The 5,473-nt window shown below is 44.7% G+C and carries 4 protein-coding genes, 4 tRNA genes and 1 pseudogene; all 9 read left to right on the forward strand.

Annotation, left to right across the window (positions count from 1 at the left end):
• A partial coding sequence (locus tag A3761_RS27300) for a hypothetical protein (RefSeq protein ID WP_197472932.1) occupies window positions 1–191 on the forward strand: 191 nt, incomplete at its 5' end.
• 160 nt (window positions 192–351) lie between these two features.
• Window positions 352–1,632, forward strand: a complete 1,281-nt coding sequence (locus A3761_RS07235; RefSeq protein WP_156490301.1) for a DUF2846 domain-containing protein — start codon at window positions 352–354, stop codon at window positions 1,630–1,632.
• 197 nt (window positions 1,633–1,829) lie between these two features.
• Window positions 1,830–1,905: transfer RNA gene (locus A3761_RS07240), tRNA-Val, on the forward strand.
• A 41-nt stretch (window positions 1,906–1,946) separates the two neighbouring features.
• Window positions 1,947–2,023, forward strand: a tRNA-Asp gene (locus A3761_RS07245).
• Window positions 2,024–2,122: 99 nt separating this feature from the next.
• Window positions 2,123–2,198: transfer RNA gene (locus tag A3761_RS07250), tRNA-Val, on the forward strand.
• A gap of 52 nt (window positions 2,199–2,250) precedes the next feature.
• A tRNA-Asp gene (locus tag A3761_RS07255) sits at window positions 2,251–2,327 on the forward strand.
• Window positions 2,328–2,828: 501 nt separating this feature from the next.
• Window positions 2,829–4,130, forward strand: a complete 1,302-nt coding sequence (locus A3761_RS07260; RefSeq protein ID WP_068553198.1) for a hypothetical protein — start codon at window positions 2,829–2,831, stop codon at window positions 4,128–4,130.
• Window positions 4,102–5,079 (forward strand): 1-aminocyclopropane-1-carboxylate deaminase/D-cysteine desulfhydrase, encoded by a 978-nt coding sequence (locus A3761_RS07265; protein WP_156491709.1) that lies wholly within the window; start codon window positions 4,102–4,104, stop codon window positions 5,077–5,079. The genes A3761_RS07260 and A3761_RS07265 overlap by 29 nt, the downstream gene beginning before the upstream one ends.
• 187 nt (window positions 5,080–5,266) lie before the next feature.
• Window positions 5,267–5,473, forward strand: a pseudogene (gene ppnK / locus A3761_RS07270) (NAD(+) kinase); the annotation flags it as partial.

Here is a 5,473-nt window from a genome sequence, read left to right on the forward strand (position 1 = left end):
CTCAAGAGTTTGAAAAACGTATTGCTGCGCTACAGGCTCGTATGAGTGATAGCGCCAAAGTTCAATTAGAAAACCAGGAAAGCTTGCTGTCGATAGATGAAAGTCGCCGCCAGCTTATAAAAAGAGTCATTGATTTGGAGGCGAGCTTGGGTAAATTGTCTTCTTCTAGTGCAAATCCCGGGGTGAGATAGTCTTTACAGGTATTCGGATTCTCGATGACATGCGGTAGATCGCAAAAATTAGATTAACTAGCTGTTAAACTGTCCGCCTGATTGTGATGGGTAGCTAGTCTTGCTGCTCGAATAAATATAAAGCTGTACATCTATAGGAAACGATACATTGGACGGTATTGTGAGTTTCAAAACTTGCCAACGAAGCGCTTACTCTGTGAGCTTGGGTCGCGTTGCTGAGGTTAAGCAATCATTAAAGAGCGTTGTGGGCAAACCATCCCGCTCCTTTCTTTATTATGCGCTTTCTATTGTGCTTGCCTGCGCGATTTTTCCGCTGGCTTTGAGTTCTGGTCAGGTGAAGGCGGATACTACTGCGCCCTATTCGAAGCCTTTCCATAAGCAGGGTAGAGGTTGGTATCCATCTATTTATTGGTCGACAGGTCGAAACCTGGGTTCTTACTATTTTCCCAATACTGATGGCGAAATGTTCAAGGAACTCGATGATACTGAGTGGGATAAAGAAGCCAATGCACTAGTTTACTTCTATCGGCCGAACAGTCAGTGGGCCTCTGAAGAGCTGGAAGCACCTAGTTATTATATTAATGACGAAATTATCTTTAACCTTCGTGCCGGTAGTTACACTTATGTTGAGCTGCCAGCAGGAAGTTATGACTTTACTGTGCGCAAGAGCTTGATGCCGTTATTTGGTTTCGAAGCTTTCGATGATAAAGTGATGATGGCTTTTGATCTTAACTTACAGGCTGATATTGGTATGAATCTGGACGCTGGGTCGATTACCTATATTCGACATTCTGAGGTGTCGCTCCCTGAAATTAGGCACTCTTTAATAGAGCCGGAAGATGAAATGGCAACAGCCGATGTGCAGTTGGTTGAAAGGGAAATGGCGATGAAGGAAATGCCCAAGACTCGCTATTTGACGCATTCGTTTTGGCACCCGACTGACGCTGATAAGGCTCAGGAGGTACTTGATGGCACAATGCAAGAATACGGTTGGTTTACCGTGATTTGGCCGTGGTCGAATAACTTTATGTGGGGCTTCCCGATTTTCTATCTGCCTAGTGATTTGTATCGGGAGTTACGACGAGATAAGCCTTTAACCTTGGAGCAGGAGTTGTACCTGCTTGCGGATGATGTTGATGAATATCTAGCCGCTATTGATGATAAGCGAAAAATAAGGCGAAACTGGTTGGCTCCTTGGCGTGAGCCGAAAATTCAATTGACCTTGAATGAAGAGTTGGAGTTAGATCGTCTCGAAAGAGCAGCGAGAGCAGGTAATATAGCGCCGGCTCCAGTGCCTCGAGAGGAGGAAATGGTCGATGATGGTGAACCGTGGTATGCTTACTTTCAGCTCGAATCTAAAGAAGAGCCTGAGCCTGAACAAAAAGAAATGAGTGAGCAGCGGCGCGAGAATGTGGACCTGATTCGTCAGTCTTTGAATTAGGGCTGGCTGCAAAGTCGCTAAAAATGGGTGGAGTATCTAATTTAATCGGTTGAAAATTAAACTGTTTGTTTGATTTTTCCTCACGTTTTTTCTAGATATGAGACTTGTGAAAATTAATTGCATATTTATGCAAAAAAAAGCTGATTTCTAATTGACAGCTTCTAAGAAATCATTAAGATACGCATCTCAATTGAGTTGGGTGGTTAGCTCAGCTGGGAGAGCATCGCCCTTACAAGGCGAGGGTCACAGGTTCGATCCCTGTACCACCCACCAAATCTTTTTTAGATTTGAAATTGAAATGTAAAGTTTGTTGCGGACCGGTAGTTCAGCTGGTTAGAATACCGGCCTGTCACGCCGGGGGTCGCGGGTTCGAATCCCGTCCGGTCCGCCATTTACACTTCAACTCGATTGCTACCTTGAAAGAGGTGGTTTCTAACAAAGGAGCATCTTAGGTGCTGCGTGACAATGTTAGAATTAGGTCTACCCAAATGGGTGGTTAGCTCAGCTGGGAGAGCATCGCCCTTACAAGGCGAGGGTCACAGGTTCGATCCCTGTACCACCCACCACTACTAGCACTGTTCTTGTGTGAAGGTAGTGAATGTAAGATTTAAAGTATGCGGACCGGTAGTTCAGCTGGTTAGAATACCGGCCTGTCACGCCGGGGGTCGCGGGTTCGAATCCCGTCCGGTCCGCCATTTAAATTTACAGTCCTTAACTCTTACTCATTTCTCAATAAGAAAACCTCAAATTATATACTTCTTGAGATGTCTGACTTATTTCTGTCATATTTCTTCTATACGCTTGCTTTTGAAACAATCAAAAGGAGATAGAAATGAACGAATATGAAGAAGAAGTATTGGATTCCGGATGGCTGGAATATGACGATGAAGAGTTTGAGGACGATGCTGTTGAGATGTAACAGCATTGCCTTCTATATTCCCCTCCAGCTAATTATCCCCGCTTTTATTAATACCACCCACGATAAAACTGCTTGAACTAGACGAATCTACGTCAATCGCTATTCATACCTTAATACCTTCAGTTCATATAGTTTTTTATATCTGTGAAATAGGTCCGGGCAGCGTTACATATCCTTTCTTTTTTAAACGTGTGCTTCCTTGGTTATCAACTAAACTGATTTGTAGTTTTAGATTTATTGGGTGCGCAATTTCTATGCGCATCTTAACGAGGTAGTTATGGGGTTTAGAAAGTCAGATTCATATGAGGCTGTCTTCTTTGTTGAAAATCAGCAAGTAACGAAACATTTGATGTTCTCGGAGTTCGAGGCAATGTTAGACGGCTTGGGTGCTTTACCAGATTACGCTGATCAAGAAGCTAAAGCAGTTTATGCGGTGATTGGCAAGGATGGTACGATCCAGGCGCTGGTATTCTTCATTTTATATTTCGACGAAGATGGCAAGGCTGACGCAAGTTGGAATGTACCAATTGAACGCTTGGCTGAAGTGAGTGGTAGTGGGCCTGATTTAGGTGGCGGGCCAATACGTTTGGCTTGCCGGGGGCAGTGTTCAATTAATTGGCATTTGAACGACCTATGGGATCCTGATATGACGCCCGGGTCGAATGACTTCTTGCGACTCAAGAAAGCGGTCGAGTTGAATAAACTACGCTTTCAATTTGAGAAAGCCGAGCCGGATATCCCAGTTCTTTCACCGAGTGATCCGGTGTTGGATGACTTGGGCTTGGAAACAGAGGTTGAAAAGCGAACCAAGTTGGCTCGTTTGCTTAAGGAGCAGAGGCTAAGAATTCGTACTCTGGAGTCTAGTCGTGAGCAAAATGTTGATTTTGGAGATCGTGAACAGAAAATTATTCTGCATGCTTATAAGAATGAAATTCAAGAGCTTAAGCAAACGAATGAACAGCTTAAGCTGATAAACGAAAAACTAAAGCTCAAGCTAGGTAAGCGAAATGATCAGTTCTTAAAGCTTCAGGATCAGGTCAGTGATCAGTCAGATCTAGTTTCGAAACTGGAGACTCGCTTAAAAGGTGCGTCTGCGGGTGACAAGGAGCGCTTGGAGCGTCAGAAAATGGAGGCTGAAATGGTTCTCCTGAAGGAGCAGTTAGATCGCAAAGATTTAGATCTTGCTTATCGAGAGGAACGTGAGGAGCAGCTGCGATCTGAGCTTGAGGAATTGAGTGAGTCTCGTGGCGCTAGCAGCACCAATGAAGGTATGTTTGACCGCCTGAAAGCGTTGGATGTGGTCTACGTTGCCTACCACCCGGGTGCTGGGCATATCACCATGACGGCGAGTGAAATTCGTGATTATGTTGATAACCCAAACGCTTTCGTAGCGGCAAAATGTTATGTCACGGAGGAGCAGTACCTAGCTTGGTTAGAACACTTTGATCAGCCAATTTGCCAGCATGCCGAAGGCGTAGGTCAAGTTTGCGGAAAGAGTGTAAGCAAGGTTAGCGCACCGGGTGATTTTCAGGAAGGAGTGAGTGACATGTGTGAGAGTCATAAAGGTTATGCTGGCTAATAATAAAACTACTGCTGAGTTGGGTGTGCAATTTGATGTACTACCCGAAGTTCACTCCTTTCCTCTGGAGATTGCGAAAGATCAGCTAGTGACCCTGGACTGTCTGCGTCTCGATAAAGTACATCCTTTTATATCGGGGAACAAATGGTACAAGCTAAAGCATCATTTACTAGCGGCTGTCGCGGCGGGCAAATCACAAATTGTAAGTTTTGGTGGTGCCCACTCAAATCATTTGCATGCCTTGGCTTATGCCGCAAATCAATTGAATCTGGACTCTGTCGGTATTGTTCGAGGTGAACCACACGGCGATTTGACACCTACTCTGCAGGATTGCGAAAAGTGGGGGATGAAGATTCAATGGCTTGATCGTGAAACGTATCGTCACACTGCTTCTAACACTACACCTGATATGTATAAAGAGGCAATGCCCGAAGCCTGGGTTGTTCCTGAAGGTGGTGCAGGTAGACAAGGCACGCTAGGAATCGAAAGTTTATTTAATACCTTGCATCATGCGGGGCAACTTAACTATGACTTGATAGCTTGTGCTGTGGGCTCAGGCGCAACCTTGGCAGGGATTGCTCAGGCAAATATTGGTCGAGCCCAGTGTGTTGGATTTTCTGCACTAAAAAATGCTCACGACCTGGAGCATCGCGTAGAGCGGCAGTTATCAGGTGCCAGTAGGGTTAACCCTTGGAGAATATGTCATCACTATCATTTCGGTGGCTTTGCCAAAATCAATAGTCGTCTGACGGAATTTATTTCTGATGTTTATGATGAGCATGGTTTGGTTCTAGACCCTGTTTATACAGGAAAGATGATGTATGGGCTGGCGGAGTATATTCATCAAGGAAGAATCCAGGCGGGAGCGCGAGTATTAGCTGTTCATACTGGCGGGCTACAGGGCTGGCGTGGATTTGGTGAATCCTATCAGCGTTTCCTGTCTTCATAGACAATCTCATGTTCAAATCTCTGAATTGTCGTGAGAACGGTATTCAGGCTGTAAGTCTGGAGTCTGTTAATTTATTATGTGCTTAGTGTCGGCCGGTGTAGTATTGGCTAATGTAGAGTGCTTCTTGAAGCGATCGTCCTCTCTCATATATATCACGCTATTACATAGTATAAGGGTTAGTTAAGGTATGGATCATTTTCGTAATATCGGTTTGATTGGTCGTATGGGCAGTGCCCAGGTCATAGAAACGATGCGTCGTTTAAGAAAATTTCTGGTTAATGAAGGTTATTATCTAACCATTGAAGAAAATATCGGTGCTTTAATTCCCGGGCATGGTTTGCAGGTTTCCAGTGTCAAAATGATGGGGGAAATGTGTGATCTGGTGATCGTAGTG

Source organism: Oleiphilus sp. HI0123 (genome assembly GCF_001635315.1).

What these genes read in the sequence shown, in the direction of transcription:
- A3761_RS07260 (WP_068553198.1), top strand. Translation starts at nt 2,829, where the DNA reads ATGGGGTTTAGAAAGTCAGATTCATATGAGGCTGTCTTCTTTGTTGAA.